Raw genomic sequence first — 19270 nt, forward strand, 5'->3', positions numbered from 1 at the left:
TGCGCGAAGGGAGCCGCGCGAGGTTGTGTTTTTGAACATGCACAAAGGTTAATCACATGACGTATTCACACCGCGGCCACCTTGAAGACAGCGCTATTGAAATCCACTTTGGCCCTTATCAACTGCTGCCCCGACGTCATCTGCTGCTGAAAAACGGTGAGCCGGTGAGCCTGGGCAGTCGGGCCCTGACGTTGCTGATTGCCCTCGCTTCGCGGCCTGGTGAGCTGTTGGAGAAGACCCAATTGCTGGACATCGCCTGGCCACGGTTGGTGGTGGAAGAGTGCAACCTGCGGGCGCAGATCAAGGCGATCCGCCGGGCGTTGGGGGATGATGATTCGGTGTATATCGCGACGGCGACGGGCCAGGGGTATCGGTTTGTTGCGCCGACCTGGGTTGAGCGTGGGGCGCAGAAAAAGCCGGTGGTGTTGGGGGTTTATAGCTGTCGGCGTTGTTTGGGGGATGAGGTGAGGCCGATGCACGGCGTGCGGCAGGAGAGGCTTAACAGTTGAGGGGGATTTGGATCGGGGGCATATCCATTATTTGGGTGATGGCTTATATCGGTTCCGCTCTTACAGCGGCTCACTTTTGAACAGCGCAAAAGTAAGCAAAACGCTCTTGCCCCACCACTCGGCACCTCGCTTAGGCTCGGTGTGCCCTCACTCCGGCTTTGGACCGTGGGCCGCCGTCATGGGCCATCCTTGGCCCAGGACGGCTAACCCGGCGTCCTGCCGGGTTACCCACGCTCCAAAGCCTGCGTTCGGCCAGCGTGGTTTAACGGGGCGCCCAAGATCAAGATCAAAAGCAGATCAAGAGCACAGCGGCCTACCGGCCGGCTTGAGTGTTTAAAAGCCAAATCAAAAGCTAAAGCGGGCACGGTTCAAATGTGGGAGCTGGCTTGCCTGCGATGGCATCGCCTCGGTGTATCTGAAAAACCGAGTTGTCTGCATCGCAGGCAAGCCAGCTCCCACAGAAAAGCAGAGCTGCTTTCGCTCTGGTTTTTGATCTGGCTTTTAACACTCAGGTCGGCTTTCAGGCCGCCGTGCTTTTGCTTTTGATTTTGATCTGCGAGCCCCGTCAACCACGATGGCCGCAAGTAGGCACGGTGGAGCGGGTAAACCGGCAAGGATGCCGGTTTAGCCGCGCCGGGCCATGGATGGCCCGTCGCGGCGGCCCGCGGAACCGGGCCGGAGTGCGGGCATGCCGAGCCTAAGCGAGGCACCGAGTGGTGGGGCAGAGACCTTTTGGTTACTTTTGGCTGGGCCGGCATTCCGGGCGTTTGCCAAAAGTGACCCGCTGTAAGAGCGGAACCATAGGCGGCCGTTACCTAAATAATGGATATGTACCCCGAACAAAAACCTCAGAGCACCAAGCTAAAATCCAACCGCCCATCACGCACCGGCGGACACCAGTAATACCCCCCAGTCAACGGCTTGCTAATGCGATACAACCCATCAACAATCCCATCCTCAAGCCCACTCATCCGCCGCAGTTGCGCTTCAAACGCATCAAACGAATGCCCAAACGCCAGGAACATCAACCCCGCCTGACCATTCTCGGCCCATGGCATCGACCGCCGCACCACAAACGCCTCCGGGGTAAAACTCTCCTGAGCCGTACGCTTGGTGTGCGCCGACTCCGGCGCGTCCTCCAGCTCCTCGTTATCACCATGGCGCCGACCAATAATGTGGTCCCGCTCCAGAGCCGGCAACGCCGCAAACCCATCCAGATCATGCTGCCACTGCTGGATCGCCGCAAAGCTCGCACCACCCTGCGCCACCGCTGCCTCCACCGCCGCATCATCATGCGGATTCTCAGTGCCATCCTCATAGTCGGTCAGATCAAACCCGGTCTTGTAGCGAAACCCCTCGGTCATCTGCACCAGACCAAACCCCGGCGCCAGGGCCTTCTCGAACGCCCGGCTGCGCAACAGCAACTCACCGCGATCCACACCGTGTAACCAGACCCACAGCGCCTGCTGGGTCGACGGATTCTCCGCCCCCGGCCCGCTCACATGAGGGAACGCCCGCAGCCCGTCAATCCGAGCGCCAAGGGCATGAACCAGCGGTTCACCAAAACCGACCACCGCACTGGCGTCCACCCACTGCACCAGCGCATCCAGTGCGGCAGGTACGGCATCCAGGGACTCAATGGCAAAAAACAGATGGCGTGCCTGCAACGGCACCGGTGCGGCAAGAATGCCCGGCTGGTACTGACTCATGTGAACTCCTTCAAGAAAGCCGCGCAGTTTACCCGGCCAGTACGGGGTTGTGCTCTAGGTTTTCCAGGGTTTGCGGGGCGATGTACAACTGTGCCTTGAGTTGCCCTTGCCACACGGGGCGTTGATGGGTGAATCTCTAGTCACGTTTTGCAACCATTCCAGGGGTAGCGACATGACCACCGACAACCTGCTCGCCCAGCTGTTTCCCACTGCCGCCGAGATTCCCGAGCAATTCCGGCTCGCGGCGCCCATCGAACAACGCGATTACCTGGTCGGCGGCCAGTTACATGTGTGGAACGGCCCTTTGGCCGAAGTACGCAGCCCGGTGCAGTTGCGCGGCACCGACGGTGATACGCCGGTGATCATCGGCAGCACCCCGCTGCTGGACGCCGACACCGCCTTGACTGCCCTCGACGCCGCCGTAGCCGCTTACGACCGCGGCCAGGGCGCGTGGCCGACCATGCGCGTGGTGGATCGCATCCAGCATGTCGAAGCGTTTTTGCGGCGTATGCGCGAACAGCGTGACGCAGTGGTCAAGCTGCTGATGTGGGAGATTGGCAAGAACCTCAAGGACTCGCAGAAAGAGTTCGACCGCACTTGCGACTACATCACCGACACCATCAACGCCCTCAAGGAACTCGACCGCCGCTCCAGCCGCTTCGAGCTGGAACAGGACACCCTGGGGCAGATCCGCCGGGTGCCGCTGGGCGTGGCACTGTGCATGGGCCCCTACAACTACCCGCTGAACGAGACCTTCACCACGCTGATCCCGGCGCTGATCATGGGCAACACCGTGGTGTTCAAGCCGGCCAAGCTCGGTGTGCTGCTGATTCGCCCGTTGCTGGAGGCGTTCCGCGACAGCTTCCCGGCCGGCGTGATCAACGTGATCTACGGCAGCGGTCGCGAGACGGTCAGCGCGCTGATGGCCAGCGGCAAGATCGATATCTTTGCGTTTATCGGCACCAACAAGGCCGCCAGCGATTTGAAGAAACTGCACCCGAAACCGCACCGGCTACGCGCGGCGTTGGGCCTGGATGCAAAGAATCCCGGGATCGTGCTGCCGCAGGTCGACCTGGACAATGCGGTCAACGAAGCCGTCACCGGTTCGCTCTCGTTCAACGGCCAGCGTTGCACCGCGTTGAAGATCCTGTTTGTGCATGAGGACGTGGTCGACAGCTTTATCGAGAAATTCAACCGCAAGCTGGCGACCCTCAAGCCTGGCATGCCGTGGGAAGACGGTGTGTCGCTGACGCCACTGCCCGAGCAGGGCAAGGTGGATTACCTCGGCGGCCTGGTGACCGACGCCCTGGCCCACGGCGCCAAGGTGGTGAACGAGAATGGCGGCGCCAGCCGTGGCTCGTTTTTCTACCCGGCGGTGCTGTACCCGGTGAACCCGCAGATGCGCGTGTACCACGAGGAGCAGTTCGGCCCGGTGGTGCCGATCGTGCCTTACCGCGACCTGGAGACGGTGATCGACTACGTGCTGGAGTCGGACTTCGGCCAGCAACTGAGTATCTTCGGCACCAGCCCGAGGGAAGTCGGGCGCCTGGTGGACGCGTTCGCCAACCAGGTGGGCCGGATCAACATCAATGCCCAGTGCCAGCGCGGGCCGGACAGTTTCCCGTTCAACGGGCGCAAGAACTCGGCCGAGGGCACGCTGTCGGTACATGATGCGTTGCGGGTGTTTTCGATCCGTACCCTGGTGGCGACCAAGTTCCAGGCGAGCAACAAGGAACTGGTCAGTGACATCCTGCAGGAACGCACGTCGAGCTTTCTGACCACTGACTATATTTTCTGAGCCCGACACCGATCTAAAAATGTGGGAGCGGGCTTGCTCGCGAAAGCGGTGGTTCAGTCGCCGGATGTATTGACTGACACGCCGCCTTCGCGAGCAAGCCCGCTCCCACATTGGAACTGAGTGAAGCCTGAACAACGAGGTTACCCTGATACCAATGAATCTCCCTCTCTTCGCCCGCCGCTTGCTGCGTCCGTTGCTGGACCCGTATCGGCGCTACCGTCACGCCAAGTTGATCCACGCAGTACGGGTTTCCATCGGGTTGCTCGCAACGATCCTGCTCACCACCGGCATCAACCTGCCCCATGGTGAGTGGGCCTCGGTGACGATGCTGATCGTGATCGGCGGTTTGCAGCACCACGGCAATATCGGCAAGAAAGCCGTCGAGCGCGCCTACGGCACGTTGATCGGCGCCAGCGTCGGTTTGCTGCTGGTGGTGCAGGAGACGTACCTGGGCCAACCGCTGTTGACTTATTTGCTGATGTCGGTGGTGTGCGGGTTCTTTTCCTATCACGCCATCGGCAAGGGTGGGTACATCGCGTTGCTGTCGGCGATCACGGTATTCATCGTCGCCGGCCATGGCGACAACCCGCTGTCGGATGGGTTGTGGCGCACGGTCGATATCCTGATCGGCATCGTCCTGGCCCTGGCGTTTTCCTTCGCGTTGCCGCTGTATGCGGTGTATTCCTGGCGCTACAACCTGGCCAGTGCCTTGCGCGATTGCGCGGCGATTTATAGCCGGATCATCAGCGGCCAGTCGGTTACTGACGATGAGCACCTCAAGCTGCTGAATCGCCTGAACGCCGCGATGCTGCAACTGCGTTCGTTGATGCCGTCGGTGTCCAAGGAAGTGCGGATTTCCATGACCGAGCTGGACACCCTGCAGCGGCATTTGCGGATGTGCATCAGCACCCTGGAGATCCTCGGCAACACCCGGCCTGATCCACGGGACAAGGAAGCCCTGGCGCGTATGCAGGTGGCCTTGAAGGCCGAGCATCGGCAGATTCGGGTGCAACTGATCGGCATGGCGCGGGCGTTGCAGTCCGGGGCAACCGACCGGTTGGAACGGCCAAGCAACACGCCTACCCACCAGCAGACCTTTGAAGTGCCCGTGGTCAACGCGTTGGACGGTTACCGGTTATTGACCCTGCAACTGGCGGCGAATGTCGACGGGATGCGCCAGCGGCTGGCGAAAACGTCCGGACATTGGAGGATTTGAATCGCAAAAATAGGGACAGTCTACGGTTAGGTAGGGCTGTCCCTTTGCAGCGTTGTTTCCAAGCCGACGCTTACGTTCTTAACTGGATACCGCCCCAGCGATTGATGCCGTCATCTTTCTGCACATCCTGCTGCGGCCCGATGAAGTTATAGACGTAGTAGTAATTAAAAAAGAAAAAGCTATGGGAGAACGTCCTCGACCAATAGTAGGTACTTCCCACCGGCCAAGTGTTGCGATAAGCGGCCCGTATGGCCTGCAACTCACCCAGGTCGGCCAGCCATGAAGTGGATCCCTGAGCTGCACTGGCGACAGCCTGTTGGGTGTTGTTGCCCAAAATAGTACACCTCACGACGCCTCCGACACTGACTCCGCAAGTCCGCGTTTGAACGGGCGACGAAGAATCGGACACTGTAATCGTCGCGCCTCCATTCCCTCTTACGGTGACGTACCCGGTCGTGTCGACGTGGACAACCCCGGTGTTACTCGAATAGTACCGATAGGGCGGTGTTCCTCCTGATACCGAAAGCCGAGCCGAGTTGTAGGAATCATAGATGGGCAGATTGTTGGGATAGTTGGCCAAAATATAGGTACGGCCAGAAAAGTATAGCGTTGTCTGGCTAAGGACCAGCGGGCTGGTCAGGCTGATGGTGTATTCGGTGGTGGGGAACTCCACCGCATCGTACGCATCCTCACTGCCATTAAACGTCACACTCAGGTGCACCGTGATGCGCGCATTGTTGGGCAGGCCTAGCAGCCAGTCACGACTGACCTGAATATTCGCCAAGCCGTGTGTTGCTTCCGGCAAGGTGAGCGAATGGTTTGCCAGTAACTCCAAGGGTGCAATGCCGGGGCTGTTTGTGGTGACGCGCAGCCATACACGCTGGCCCGCCAGGCTCAGGCGCCATTTTGGAGAGGCCGCGACAGCATTGCCGGCCAGGCCCGGAGGATTAAGACTGCCGCCATTGGCCACACTATTGATCAACACCCGGGGCAGATTGGCTGGCAGGATGGTCCCCACGTTCACCGTTTGCTCTTGGGAAATGCCGGTGCCCCCCCTGCCCAGCACCACCGAGTACTGCAGGTGAATCGTGCTGTTGACACTGGCAGCGAGGATGTCGTTGTTGACATGGAACGTCACCGTGCCACCGTCCAGCCCATCCTGGGTCGCGACTTCCACAATGGTCCCGTCCGCGTGGATCCAGTGCAGGGTAATCAGGTCCGTCCCCCCCTGGTTCATGTTCGGGTAAGCCACCAACACCACGCATTTGTTTTCGACCACCAACGGATCGATGGCAACCTCCTGCTCATCGGCGGGAACCGAATCCTGGATTTGCGGGTGGGGGTACGTAGCGCTCACCAGCTCTATCACGTGGTGTCTGACCTCGAACAGCACCGCGTTGTTGATGTCACCGCTGTGGTCGAACGTCACCCAGAAGCTGATGGTCAATGCGGACCATTCTTGCAGGTTGCGCAACGCCAGCACCGGAGTGTCGCTGACGATACCGTTCAACGCTTCGCTTTCGCTTACAGGCCGTGCCCGATAGACCTCGTTATCATAAACCGCGCCCGTATTACGGATACCTTGATAACGAAGCCACATACGCTGCTCGGCGTGGCCATACGGCCAGGCTGCTACGCGAGTTTCGTCGAAGTCCTGAAGCAGAGGTATTTCCAGCACCGCAGCGTCACCAATGCTGTCGATCAGCGGGCCTGGCAGATGATGCAAGCTCAGCAAACGCAATATCAGCACGGGGGAGTCGGTGGGGAAGCCATTACGAATGACCACGAACGACACCGCGATGTCCCGCCCATCGGGATGGATGTTGTAGCCGATCACCTCGGTGGGGATCGTGAAGTCGATGTAGGCGCCGCTCTGGTTGTCCTTGACCTCGTAGTGGGAGCCCGCGCCGGGTACCCCCTCCCACTTGACCTCGACCCGGTCACGGGCCTTGATCTCGTCATAGCGCACCCTTACCGTCGCGCCGCCCGGCCAGACCACCAGCGGATCCAGCTCATCAGGCTCGGTAGTGGCAAGCAGCACCTCGGGCAAGAACAACTCGCCCAAGGCGGTCCCTACGGTCACCACCAGTTCTTCGGAATACCGATAAGCACCGAAACGATCAATCAAATAACTGACGGTGAGGGTACCGTCGAGATTATCGAGGAACAGTTGCTTCGGAATATCCACGTACAGCGGGTTGGATTCCACGAACAACGTATATTCTTCCTGTACCACCCCACTGAGCGAGCCTGTGTAGCGGATGACCACGATATCGCTGCGTTTGAAGTCCGCACGCAATTCAAGGGTACCGACACTGCCGAGGGTACTGGGGTCTACGTTGCCATCAACCGCTTCCCAGATAACCGGTGCGGCGAGATCCCGGGGTGGACGACCGACTTGCACCCACCGGCGTTCCGACTCACGGGTACCAATCGCCCCGGTGACGATGTAGTGCACATTGGCGTCTCTCAAACCTTCCAGGCGCACGTAGTCGCCATTCGGGAAATCACGGGTGCGCGGAGGATTGCCCGCCAGCCGCGAAGAGGACACCCGCTCGGAGGTGTTATCCACATGGAAACCCTGGAGGACAACCTCCAGGTTATCTCCCGGCGTGCCTGGCGGCTGGTAGTCGGGCATCTCCACGGTAATGCGTTCCAGGTCCGGCTCAATGAAGGGGCCGTGGGCCTCCCTGACGCTGGGCCTGGGCAGGTCGTAACGCAGACCGATAATGGAGACTGTCGCCCTCCTGGATGGCAGGTCATCTTCCCCAGCCCTTTGTCTCACGTAGTAGACTGTCATCGAGCTCAGCAAAAGAGACCTGACCAGCTCGTTGCGGATGGGAAATTCGAGATAACTAGGAACCCTGGTTACAGGCATATCCTGCGAATCACTGACGAACACGCCATCAGGCGTCGTACCCTGAACCGTCAGCAAAATGGTATCACCTACCCGAAAGGTAACGCCGCGCGGGATCTCTACCTCGGCATGTGCTGGCTCTCTGCCCAGCGCATCGGCATCCAGCACCATCAGCGCTTGGTCGGCCTCGATAATGAAAGGCTCGTCAAGCAGCGTCACGTTCAGATTTACCTCTACTGCCACCGGCTTGCACCAGGGCTGTACCGGACCCGAGCTATTGGCTACCTCGTCATAGAGAAAGAACGCCACGGCATAGTGACCGCTGCCAGCGCCCTGGATAAATGCCTCGTCAATATCGAACGTCAGGTCACTGCCTACCTGCGCCGCGGTGATCGGCGGAACCTCAAGACGCGCAGGTCCCCAAAAGAACATCACCAAGTCGTTCACACGCATGTTTTCCCAAGCCTTGATGGTGGCCGTAATGCGTTGTCCGGCACCGATAATCGTGTCTGACAGGGTCAACTGCAACTTGGAGTGCCAAGGCTCGAAGGGCCGATCGTCCTCCCCACCGGGGTAGGTTTCCTTGACCAATACGGTCTGGGGTGGCGAGGTGCTGGGAGTCCCGGAGGCGACCCTCACAACCTCACCGTATACATCGGGAATGAATGCAAAGCCTTTGGCGGGGTCCACGTTCAAACTGGCGTAAGGGAAATCGAAGAAAAAGCGCTGTTCGCCTACCTCTCCCGCCTCGACAGTTTTCGGTGGCGGCGTGATGCCCCCCATCGTTACTCCATACTCGTCCCCCTCGCGGAGTCCGGTCCAACGCTCAAAAATAAAAGTAATATATTTCTCGCCGGTAGCCCCCGAAGCAGGGAAATGGCGAACCCCCAATCCATATGCCGCACCATCTATCGGTGTTGTCTGCGCTGGAGAAACATGGGGAGGATCCAAGTCCTCGATGATCATCACACCAGGGCGTGTAGGCGATGGCTTCGGCGTGGCAGGTTGCTTGGTGCTGGGAGTGGGTCTCGAGGCGGCAGGCTTGGTCGACATGTTAATCTCCAGGTTTGACGGCGTGCAGACAGAACACGCGACTGAAGAAATCAAACACCCGGCCCTTCTTAGCGTCTACCTGTCAGAATTGACAGTGGCGACGAATGGCGGAAGTCGATGAGCTATTTCAGAGAAAGCGCAGTCAATACAAACCCCGCACATTCACACTTTTTCTTACATATTTTTCACGTTTTATTCACATCCGGAGACGTAGGGTAAAGCCTCATCCGTTACAAACGTTGCACTTAAAAACCCGCCGCCCCAGCGGGTTTTTTTTGCCCGGGATTTGAGTGTTCGCAAGGTTGTTTGTATAGAGGGTGCAAAGGCAGACCGGCTCATTGCAAGCCGGTCTTGAAGGGTTCAGCGAGCCACCTTGTTGACAGGCGACGCGGCCTGCTCGCGGATAGCACGTTGCGTATCCAGCACCCGCGCCAGGGCCGTTTCGGCTTCCGGGCTTTGCTGTGGCACGCGAATCGCCGCGGACACCAGGGTAATCAGCTTGGCCATCACCTCGGCATCAGTGGCCGGGCGTCCCAGGCTCATGGAGTTCATCAGCAAGCGCAGCTCGGTGCCGGCCATCACCCCGGAAATCGCCTTGAGGGCAAATTGCAGCCGCACCCCCAATTCGTTGCGCGGCAAGTCCGGCAGCGCCAGGGCGAACGCTTCAAAGAAACGCTGGAACACCGGCTGGTAATGCACCTTGAGGTACTCCTGGATAAACGGCGAGGTGTCGCTGTAGACCCGACCCAGGAAACGGATGAATGAACGCCCTTCCCCACTCGCCGGGTCGCTGCGCTCCAGGCCCATGGCCGGGGCGAACAGCACCCCGAGCAAGGTGTCGCAATCCAGCGGGCCGTCGGATTCGGCTTCGCACCGGGCGAGCAACTCCAGGCGCTGCTCGTTGAGCGGCTCCAGGCGCTGCATCAGCAGGGTTTTCATCAGGGAGTCCTTGTCCCCGAAGTGGTAATTCACCGCAGCGAGATTGACCTGGGCCCTCTCGGTTATCTGCCGCAACAAAACAGCGTCATAGCCGTATTTGATGAAAAGAGCCTCTGTCGCATCCAGCAATCGGGTCTTGGTAACGTTTGGAGCGCTGAGTTTCTTCGCGACCATAGGGATTGGGGTTCCACTGCGGAAATATTGTTTTAAAAATTAATTTGATTTTTTATACCGGGGCCGCTGCCTGAAAGCAAGTAGTGACACAGCGCCATACTATTCAAAGCCAACAGCAACGGGCTCATTGAGGGTAGCTGATGGATTTTTTCAGCGCCGGAAACGTCCCTTTGAAGAATCGTTTCAAAGGGTAAAACCGCTCTATATCCATGGCTGGCGGAACGGCTGGATCGCGGTTAGTATTCAAACAATATTTTAAAAACAAGAAATAAAACCAGTCCGTGACGTGTACCAGGCAGCTCCTGAACTTGTTACAAGGATTTTCGGGGGAAGCACGGCGCTGTCGAGGCTGCAGGCGTAGTCATGATGACAGATACCCCCGCGCACCCAGGCTTTATCTCCTTGCAAGGCATCGGCAAAAGCTATCAGCTGGCCGGTCAACACCTGTCGATTCTCAATGATGTATGCCTGGCCATCGAAACCGGTGACAGCTGCGGCATCCTCGGCGCCTCCGGCTCCGGCAAAAGTACCCTGCTCAATATTCTCGGCCTGCTGGATTTGCCCGACTGCGGCCAGTACCGCTTTGCCGGCCATGACATCTTCAGCGCCAGCCCCGATCAATTGGCGGCGATCCGCAATCAGCAGATCGGTTTCGTCTTCCAGAGTTTCAACCTGCTGCCACGCCTCAGTGCCCTGGACAACGTCGCCCTGCCCCTGAGCTACCGCGGCGTGTCACGCCACGACTCGGTGGAACAGGCCCTGCGCATGCTCGACCAGGTGGGCCTGGCCGAGCGCGCCCACCATCGCCCGGCCGACCTTTCCGGCGGCCAGCGCCAACGGGTCGCCATCGCCCGGGCATTGGTCGGCAACCCGTCGGTGATCCTCGCCGACGAACCCACCGGCAACCTCGACAGCACCACCGCCCAGGAGATCATGGACCTGTTGCTGGCGCTCAACCGCGACCAGCAGGTGACGCTGATCATCGTCACCCACGACCCGCACATTGCCGAACGCCTGAATCGCAAGATCCTGGTGCGCAATGGCGTGGTGCAAGAGGCCGGGCGCCTATGAGCCTGCGGGTCGAACAAAGCCTGAGCCAATTGCTGCACGAGGCGTTTGTCAGCCTGCGCACCCTGGGCAAGCGCTCGATCCTGGCCTTGCTGGGCATCGTCATCGGCAGTTCGTCGGTGGTGGCGCTGATCAATATCGGGCACAACGCCGCCGAAGACGCGGCGATGATTTTCAAGGACATGGGCACCGACACCCTGGTGGCGCAATTCCCGCCCAGGGGTGCCAGCACTGCGCAAATGCCCGCCAGCCTGGACCTGGAAGCCGTGCGCCGCAGCGTTCCAGGCATTGCCCATATCGGTGCGGTCTCGCTGTTCAGCGGGCCAGTGGTGTTCCATGGCCGTACCTGGAACGCAAGCCTCGTCGGCAGTACGCCGGACCTCAAGGATGCCATGCGCCTGTCGGTGCGCGACGGGCGCTTCCTGTCGAGTTTCGATGCTGGGGAAACCTATGCGGTCGTCGGTGACCAGGTCGTCCAGGCCTTGAGCGTGCCCGGCGACCCGCTGCAACTGGGCGACCGGGTACGTATCAACGATTACCTGTTCCTGATCGTGGGCATTCTGCACAGCCAGCCCCGGGCAATGCTGATTCCCGTACAGGCCAACGAATCGCTGTTCGTCCCCGCCCCGGGCATGCGCCGGATCTACGCCAGCCCGCAAATCGGCAACGTGATCATCCGTGCCACCCCCGGCCAGGATATGGAACGCCTCGCCCAGGACTCAGCCGTGGCACTGCGAGCCCAGCTCACCGACCACGATGTCGACATTCAGGTACCCCAGCAAATGATCGATGGCATGACCCGCCAAAGCCGGACCTTCGCCTACCTGCTGCTGGCCCTGGGCGCGATCTCCCTGGTGGGCGGCGGCGTCGGCGTGATGAACGTGATGCTGATGAACGTCTCGGAACGGCGCCGGGAAATCGGGATTCGCATGGCCCTCGGGGCGCGCCAGCGCGACATTCGCAACCTGTTCCTGCTGGAAGCCGTGACCCTGACCGCCGTGGGTGCGGTATGCGGCGCGGTACTGGGCATGACCGCCGCGTACCTGTATGCCAGGCTGTCCGGCTGGCAGTTTTCCCTGGCGGTGGCCGCGCTGCCGCTCGGGGTCGGCAGCACGTTGCTGGTAGGGTTGTTTTTCGGGATCTATCCGGCGGTGTCGGCCTCGCGGCTGCAGCCGGTGGAGGCCCTGCGCGATGAATAAACGCCTGCTGTTGTTGACCGCCTTGGTAAGCCTGCACAGCGTGGCCGCCGACGTGGTGATTCGCCCCTCCGCGCCCAGTACCACCCGCAGTGGCTATGAACGCAGCGTGTCGCTGAATGCCCAGTCCACCACCCTGACCCTGGGGGATGCGGTGTACCTGGGCCTGCGCAACAACCCGGCGATTCGCAGCGCCTACCTGCAGCGGGTGGCGCAGAAATTCGACCTGCGGGTGGCTGAAGACACGTTCAACCCCAAGCTGACCCTGAACAGCTACTACCGCGCCACCAAGGGCACCGACGACAGCGCCCGCAACGCCAACCTGGCGCCCAATGCCACCTTGCTCAGTGAGTACGGCACGCGCCTGAGCATGAACTGGACCCAGCAACTGAACAACGCCGATCGCGCCGGGCGCTACCGCAGCGACGGCCTCGACCTGTCAGTGATCCAGCCACTGATGCGCGGTGCCGGCTGGGACGCCACCACCGCCCCGCTGCGCCTGTCACGCCTGTCGGAACAGGCCAACCGCCTGAACCTCAAGGCCAACGTGGCGCAAACCATCAGCAACATCATCGCCACCTACCGCGAATTGCTGCGGGCCCAGGAACAACTGAGCATCGTGCAGGACGCCCTCAAGCGCTCCGGCACTTTGCTTGAAGTGAACAAGGCACTGATCAGTGCCGGGCGCATGGCCGAGTTCGAGATTGTGCAGACCGAAGCCGATATCGCCACCCAGCAACTGGGGGTGGAAGAAGCCCAGAACCAACTGGACACCAGCCGCCTGGCCCTGCTGCGCCTGCTGGCCCTCGACCTGTCGACACCGATCCGCGCCACCGAGGCCCTTGAAGCCAGGCCCATGGACATCGATAAACGCCAGGCTTTCGTGCTGGCGCAGAACCAGCAGCCGGAATACCTCGCCACCCTGCTCGGCAGCCAGCAGGCCGACCTCAACCTGGTGATCGCCAAGGACTCCGGCCGCTGGCAAGTGGACCTGGTGGCCGGTGCCAACCAGATTCGGGCCGCCACCAATGACGATAACGGCTACAACAGCAACCGGCGCTGGGACAGCTACGCGGGCGTGCAGGTGCAGATTCCCATCGGCGACATCAGCACTCGCCAGGCCGAGGTGCACGCGCGGGTCGATGTGGAAAACCAGGAGATCATCATCGCCGACGCCCGCCAGCAACTGGAGCGCGACGTCAACGATGTGGTGCGCGACCTGGGCACTCGCTGGCGCCAGTATGAAATTTCCCAGCGGGCGGTAGAGTTGTCCAAGCGCAAGATCGAAATCGAACGGGAAAAACTCAGCGCCGGGCGCTCCACGAACTTCCAGGTATTGAGTTTCGAAACCGACCTGCGCAACGCCGAGAACTCGCGGCTCAATGCGCTGATTGCCTATTTGAACGCCCAGACTCAGCTCGACTTGACCTTGGGCATGACGCTGGAAAGTTGGGAAATCGCCCTCAATGACTACTAATAAGAAGCGCCTGTTGGGCGTCGTGTTGATTGTGCTGGTGGCCGGCGTCGGCGTCTCGCTGCTCAGCCGTCAAAGCCCGGCCGCCAACCAGCCCGGCAACGCCGAGCAGTGGCTGGCGGTGAAGGTCGACCCGCTGGTGCATCAGATCGGCCTGGTGGGCAAGATCGAGCCTGACACCACCATCACCCTCACCGCGCCGTTCGACGGTAATGTGCAGGCCAACCTGGTGGAACAGGGCCAGCGGGTCGAGGCCGGGCAGGTGCTGCTGCGCATGGACCCGGCCACCCTCGAAGTGCAACTGCGCGACGCCCTCTCCGCCCAGCTCAAGGCCCGGCGCACGGTGCAGGAAATGCAGGACTGGGACAGCGGCCAGCAAGTCGGGCGCGCCCGCCGCACCCTGCGCACTGCCGAAATGACCGCCAGCAACACCCAGCGCAAACTCACCGAAAGCGAAAACCTGTTCAAGCGCGGCATCATCCCGCGCAACGAACTCGACGACCTGAAACAACAGGCCACCCAGCAACAACTCGACCTGACGGCCGCCCGCGCTGAGCTGCAACAGGCAGTTGAACAAGGCCAGGGCGAATACCGGCAGATCGCCGATATGGAGCTGACCAATGCCACCGTGAAATATGACGCCCTGCATACCCTGCTCGACGGCAAGGAAGTCAAGGCCCCGTTCTCCGGCATTGTGGTGCCGGCGCCGGGCAGTAACTCATCGACCCAGGGCAGCGGGAGCACTAACGCGCCGGTGCAGGCCGGGAGCAAGGTCAACCAGGGCCAGGTGCTGTTTGGACTGGCGAACATCGAGAAACTGAAAATCGTCGCCAAGGTCTCGGAACTGGACATCAACCAGTTGCACCAGGGGCAGGCGGTGGAGGTGATGGGCGACGGGTTTGATGGGGAACGGCTGACAGGGTCGGTCAGCGTGGTCAGTGGCCTGGCGATTGCCAGCGACAGCCAGGGTAGCGCGCAGTTTCCGGTGACCCTGTCGATTCCCAAGCTGACCCCGCGACAGTTGCAGCGGGTAAGGTTGGGGATGAGTGCGCGGTTGACCATTGTGACCTACAACAATGACCAGGCGATTGTCGTACCGGCCCAGGCGATCAGTCGCGGGGACGGTGCAATGACGGTGGAATATCGGGCCGCGATGGATAAGCCGGTGGAGCGGGTGACGGTGACCACCGGGCAGTCGACGGCCCAGGGGGTTGAAGTGTTTGGGTTGAAGCCGGGGTTTGTGAAGGTCGGGCCATGAACCCGACCTGTAGGCGCTGGCAAGCCAGCTCCCACATTAGATTTAAAGGTGTGCCAACCTCGCGGCCAGCGCCTTGGCCTGAATCGCCACATCCGTCACTGCGGTACTTTCCCACCACATCCCGCGCAACGGCGGGCCCATGGCAAACAGCCGCTGGCTGACATTCCCGTGGGCATCCAGCACCGCCCCCGACACATCCGCCGCAATCCCCAACGCCAACGGCCCGGGCTGAATCAGCCCGCGCTTGAGCAACTGCCGGGGCAACGGCCGGGCCACGCGCCGCCAGTCATATTCAATCCCGCTGGAGTTGATCAGCGCCGCCCCCGACACCTGCACCACGTCCTGCTCTCCACGATGACGCAGGCGGATCGTCACCTCACCTTGCGAAGGCACCAGCCCCTTGTACGAAGCCGCCCGGATCCGCAGCCGCCCTTCTCCATGCAACCGCGCCACCAACTCGGCACTCAACGGCGGCGAACGGTGGTGGTGGCTTTCCCACCAGGGCCGCACATGCCGCACGAACTGACGTTTCTCGCCCTCGCTGGCCTGGCGCCACAACCGCCCGATGTTGGCACGCACGGTGTCCAGCGGCGCTTGCCAGTCAATCCCCTGCTCCAGCGCGAGCCGGCATTGGCGCCGCACCTCCCGCAGCAATTGCCGGGGGCTGCGCAGGCTGTGGTCTTCTCCCAGGAAGTCGACCCAGGCCGGCGGCTGCCGACGGACATGGGGCAACAGGCCGTGGCGCGAAAAAATCTCGATGGGCCCGCGATGGCCGGCCTGTTCCAGGGACACCACGGCGTCCACCATGGTCAGCCCGGAACCGATGATCAGCACGGTGGATTGCGGGTCCAGTTGGGTCATGGCCGGTACATCCCACGGGTCGACGGCAGCGGCATTCAAGCCGCTGGATTCGGTCTGTGGCGTGCGTGCCGCCGGGAACATGCCGGTGGCCAATACCGCACAGGCACCGCGCAGTTGCTGGCCGTCGCTCAAGGTCAGCCGTGTGGCGTGTTCATCCACCTCAAGGTCTGTCACCTCGGCGCGAATGTGCTCGACGGTCGACGCGGAAATCGCCTTGGCCTCGGCCAGCCGCTGCTGCGCGTACAGGCCAAAAATCCCGCGGGGCGGAAACAGTTCGCTGATGGGCACGTGCTGCTGGTCCGACTCGGGCCAGCCGCCGCCGGCGATGTAGGCGGTCAGCCACTGGGTCAGGTCATCGGCGTTGTCCGGGTCGACGCTCATGCGCGCGGCGTTGCCGTTCAAGGTGTGCCCAAGCTCTACCGCACTGTAGGCCTCGCCGCGCCCCAGTTCCTCGCGCGGCTCGATCACCAGGATCTGCCGCGTGCCCGGCAGGCGCAGCAACTGCACCGCCAGCATCGTCCCGCTCAGGCCGCCGCCGACAATCAGCACATCGGCGTTGCGAATGGCGCTCGTCGCCTGTCCGCGTTCGGTTTCACTCATGAAATTGCGCCCTTACTGTCTGCCTGAATGGTTGTGGTAAAAATCGCCCCGTGCAGTATCCAGCACATCGACCCGGGACGCCTAGTTCAGCCCGACTGCGGGAAGCCCAGGCTCTGGCCGCTAATCAGCCATTGCTCCAGCACCGTCGCCAGGCCGCCTTGCCAATGGGTGCTTTCCCCGCTCCACAATTCGGTCTTGCCCGAAGGCTGCCACCAGCGACAGAGCCGTTGTGAGGTGTCCACAGGGTCGATCCGTCGCACCATCGCCAACGGCTGGAGCCCAGGGACATACGCGTGGGTAGGCCGGATGCGCCACACTTGTTGCTGCAGGGCAGCGGGCTCGAGGTCATCCGCCAGGGTCAGGATCTGGCCACCGATCACCTGGGCGGCCAGGGCCAGCAGCAATAGGCCGGGTTCGAAGGCACCGCTGAGGGCCAGCCGCGACTGCTCGGTAAAGCCCTGCTGACGCAAGCCATCAGCCAGGCGCTCGACATCCCGCAACGCATCGATCCAGCGCCAGGCATACCACTGGCCGTCACGCTTGTGGCGCAGGGCGCTGTGCAACGGGGTCACCTGTGCCCAATGGCGCAACTGCGCCAACGCCTCGGGCAACACCGTAACCCGTTCGGCGGGCCATTCCACATCCAGCGCAAGTTCAAGTTCATGCACGCTCATAGGGTGATGCTCCTATTGGTGAAACAAGCATGCGGTGGTCCGCTGGCCGGATTTATGTGGGCGGCGGTGGGACGGCTCGACTCGCTCGCGAAAACGGTGCGTCAGGCAACATCAATGCTGAATGTCAGTCCGCATTCGCGAGCAAGCCCGCTCCCACATTTGTTTTATGTACACCCGACAAATCACGATAGCTGGCCCCCGGATGGTTGTCCGCCAACCGCGCGCCGTCCCCAAACAATTTCTCCCGCAGGGTGCCCTGGGCATATTCGGTCTTGTACACGCCGCGCTTCTGCAACTCCGGCACCAGCAACTCGACCGCGTCGATAAAGGTCTCGTGGGTCAGTGCATAGGCCAGGTTGAAGCCGTCCACATCGGTCTCTTCAACCCATTCCTGCAACAGATCGGCCACGGTTTCCGGGCCGCCGACGAACAGCGGGCCGAAGCCGCCGATGCCGACCCAGTCTGCCAGTTCATTCGGGGTCCAGACCTTGTTCGGGTCGGCAGTGGAGAAGGCTTCCACCGCCGATTGAATGGCGTTGGTATGCACATGCTTGAGGGGTTCATCGGGCTTGAACTGGCTGAAGTCGATGCCGGTCCAGCCGGAGATCAGGGCCATCGCGCCTTCGTAGCTGACATAGGATTTGTATTCGTCGAACTTGGCCTTGGCCTTGGCATCGGTCTCGCCAACGATCACCGTCTGCAAGTTGAAGATCAGGATTTTCTTCGGGTCACGCCCCGCCTCGGCCGCACGGCGGCGGATATCGGCAACGGTTTTCTTCAGCAGCACTTTCGACGGTGCGGCAACGAACACGCATTCGGCCTGTTCGGCGGCGAACTGTTTGCCACGGCTCGACGCCCCGGCCTGGTACAGCACCGGCGTGCGTTGTGGCGACGGTTCGCACAGGTGAATGCCGGGCACCTGGAAGTGTTTGCCGACGTGGCGGATCTCGTGGATCTTGCTCGGGTCGCTGAAGATCCGCCGTTCGCGGTCGCGCAACACCGCGCCCTCTTCCCAGCTGCCTTCCCAGAGCTTGTAGCAAACCTCCAGGTATTCCTCGGCGTAGTCGTAGCGCGCATCGTGTTCGGTCTGGGCTTTCTGGCCGAGGTTCTTCGCGCCGCTTTCCAGGTACGAGGTGACGATGTTCCAGCCGACGCGGCCCTTGGTCAGGTGGTCGAGGGTGGAAAGGCGCCGGGCGAACGGGTACGGGTGTTCGAAGGACAGTGAAGCGGTGAGGCCAAAACCCAGGTGTTGGGTGACCAGCGCCATGGGTGCGATCAGCGACAGCGGGTCGTTGACCGGCACCTGGGTCGCCTGGCGAATCGCTGCGTCACCGTTGCCGTTATAGACGTCGTAGATGCCCAGCACGTCGGCGATGAACAGGCCGTCGAACTTGCCGCGCTCGAGAATTTTTGCCAGGTCGGTCCAGTATTCCAGGTCCTTGTACTGCCATGAGCGGTCACGCGGGTGGGCCCACAGGCCCGGCGACTGGTGGCCGACACAGTTCATGTCGAAGGCATTCAAACGGATTTCACGAGGCATTAAACGTTACTCCGGGGGGCGACACCGTTGAGGTGGTAGTTGCCGACAATCTGGTATTTCCAGCGCAGGGGATCATCAAGGGTCGGCGGCAGCGCAGTACGCTGGCCGGTGAGTTCGAATTCGGCGTTGCTGACAGCGATGAGGGCCTCGGCAGCCGCTATCTGGGCTTCTGTGAGGGCCACCGGGCCTGGGTGGGTTTCGGCACGCTCAAACAAAGCAGCCGCTACCTCCACGCGAATCTGCAAATCGCCAAAGCGGCTGATCACGTAGGGGTCATCACTTTTCTCGACAAAGCGCCGGGTGCTTTCCAGCAGTTGGCGCGCCTGATTCAGTGCGGTCATGGA

13 protein-coding genes and 1 pseudogene are annotated in these 19270 nt (G+C 61.3%); 7 read left to right on the forward strand and 7 right to left on the reverse strand.

Annotated elements, in window-relative coordinates; genetic code table 11:
• Positions 1-56: 56 nt before the first annotated feature.
• Positions 57-509 (forward strand): winged helix-turn-helix domain-containing protein, encoded by a 453-nt coding sequence (locus QF039_RS17520; RefSeq protein WP_177023013.1) that lies wholly within the window; start codon positions 57-59, stop codon positions 507-509.
• Positions 510-1357: 848 nt separating this feature from the next.
• On the opposite strand, the gene QF039_RS17525 is transcribed toward QF039_RS17520, so the two are convergent.
• Positions 1358-2218 (reverse strand): Dyp-type peroxidase, encoded by an 861-nt coding sequence (locus tag QF039_RS17525; protein WP_307519738.1) that lies wholly within the window; start codon positions 2216-2218, stop codon positions 1358-1360.
• Positions 2219-2390: 172 nt separating this feature from the next.
• Between QF039_RS17525 and QF039_RS17530 the strand changes: the two genes are divergently transcribed.
• Both QF039_RS17530 and QF039_RS17535 read left to right on the forward strand, forming a co-directional pair.
• A complete protein-coding gene (locus QF039_RS17530) occupies positions 2391-4016 on the forward strand; it encodes an NADP-dependent glyceraldehyde-3-phosphate dehydrogenase (protein WP_102369501.1) in 1626 nt (541 codons plus the stop codon).
• A 154-nt stretch (positions 4017-4170) separates the two neighbouring features.
• On the forward strand, positions 4171-5232 hold the full coding sequence (locus QF039_RS17535) for an FUSC family protein (protein ID WP_307519741.1): 1062 nt from the start codon (positions 4171-4173) through the stop codon (positions 5230-5232).
• 70 nt (positions 5233-5302) lie between these two features.
• Here QF039_RS17535 and QF039_RS17540 read toward each other — a convergent pair whose 3' ends face one another.
• Both QF039_RS17540 and QF039_RS17545 read right to left on the reverse strand, forming a co-directional pair.
• Positions 5303-9142 carry a hypothetical protein gene (locus QF039_RS17540; protein ID WP_307519743.1) on the reverse strand — a complete coding sequence of 1280 codons (3840 nt, stop codon included), beginning with the start codon at positions 9140-9142 and terminating at the stop codon, positions 5303-5305.
• A 360-nt stretch (positions 9143-9502) separates the two neighbouring features.
• On the reverse strand, positions 9503-10255 hold the full coding sequence (locus tag QF039_RS17545; RefSeq protein WP_003211721.1) for a TetR/AcrR family transcriptional regulator: 753 nt from the start codon (positions 10253-10255) through the stop codon (positions 9503-9505).
• A gap of 363 nt (positions 10256-10618) precedes the next feature.
• On the opposite strand from QF039_RS17545, the gene QF039_RS17550 reads away from it, so the two are divergent.
• The 4 genes from QF039_RS17550 to QF039_RS17565 are packed head-to-tail and all read left to right on the forward strand — an operon-like array spanning position 10619 to position 15251.
• Positions 10619-11326, forward strand: a complete 708-nt coding sequence (locus tag QF039_RS17550; RefSeq protein WP_177041915.1) for an ABC transporter ATP-binding protein — start codon at positions 10619-10621, stop codon at positions 11324-11326.
• Positions 11323-12522, forward strand: a complete 1200-nt coding sequence (locus tag QF039_RS17555; protein ID WP_003211725.1) for an ABC transporter permease — start codon at positions 11323-11325, stop codon at positions 12520-12522. Before QF039_RS17550 ends, QF039_RS17555 begins: the two co-directional genes overlap by 4 nt.
• Positions 12515-13996, forward strand: coding sequence for a TolC family protein (locus QF039_RS17560; RefSeq protein ID WP_307519747.1), 1482 nt, complete (start codon positions 12515-12517; stop codon positions 13994-13996). Before QF039_RS17555 ends, QF039_RS17560 begins: the two co-directional genes overlap by 8 nt.
• Positions 13986-15251, forward strand: coding sequence for an efflux RND transporter periplasmic adaptor subunit (locus tag QF039_RS17565; RefSeq protein ID WP_307519749.1), 1266 nt, complete (start codon positions 13986-13988; stop codon positions 15249-15251). The genes QF039_RS17560 and QF039_RS17565 overlap by 11 nt, the downstream gene beginning before the upstream one ends.
• A 42-nt stretch (positions 15252-15293) precedes the next feature.
• Here QF039_RS17565 and QF039_RS17570 read toward each other — a convergent pair whose 3' ends face one another.
• From QF039_RS17570 to QF039_RS17585, 4 genes and pseudogenes are all read right to left on the reverse strand, one after another.
• On the reverse strand, positions 15294-16712 hold the full coding sequence (locus tag QF039_RS17570; RefSeq protein ID WP_307519750.1) for an FAD/NAD(P)-binding protein: 1419 nt from the start codon (positions 16710-16712) through the stop codon (positions 15294-15296).
• Between the two features lie 92 nt (positions 16713-16804).
• Positions 16805-17386 (reverse strand): annotated as a pseudogene (locus tag QF039_RS17575) (AMP-binding protein); the annotation flags it as partial.
• Positions 17387-17510: 124 nt separating this feature from the next.
• Positions 17511-18926, reverse strand: coding sequence for an LLM class flavin-dependent oxidoreductase (locus QF039_RS17580; protein WP_177080513.1), 1416 nt, complete (start codon positions 18924-18926; stop codon positions 17511-17513).
• Positions 18926-19267, reverse strand: coding sequence for a hypothetical protein (locus tag QF039_RS17585; protein WP_003211737.1), 342 nt, complete (start codon positions 19265-19267; stop codon positions 18926-18928). Before QF039_RS17585 ends, QF039_RS17580 begins: the two co-directional genes overlap by 1 nt.
• Positions 19268-19270: the final 3 nt, after the last annotated feature.

Source organism: Pseudomonas sp. W2I6 (genome assembly GCF_030815935.1).
Classification (GTDB): Bacteria; Pseudomonadota; Gammaproteobacteria; order Pseudomonadales; family Pseudomonadaceae; genus Aquipseudomonas.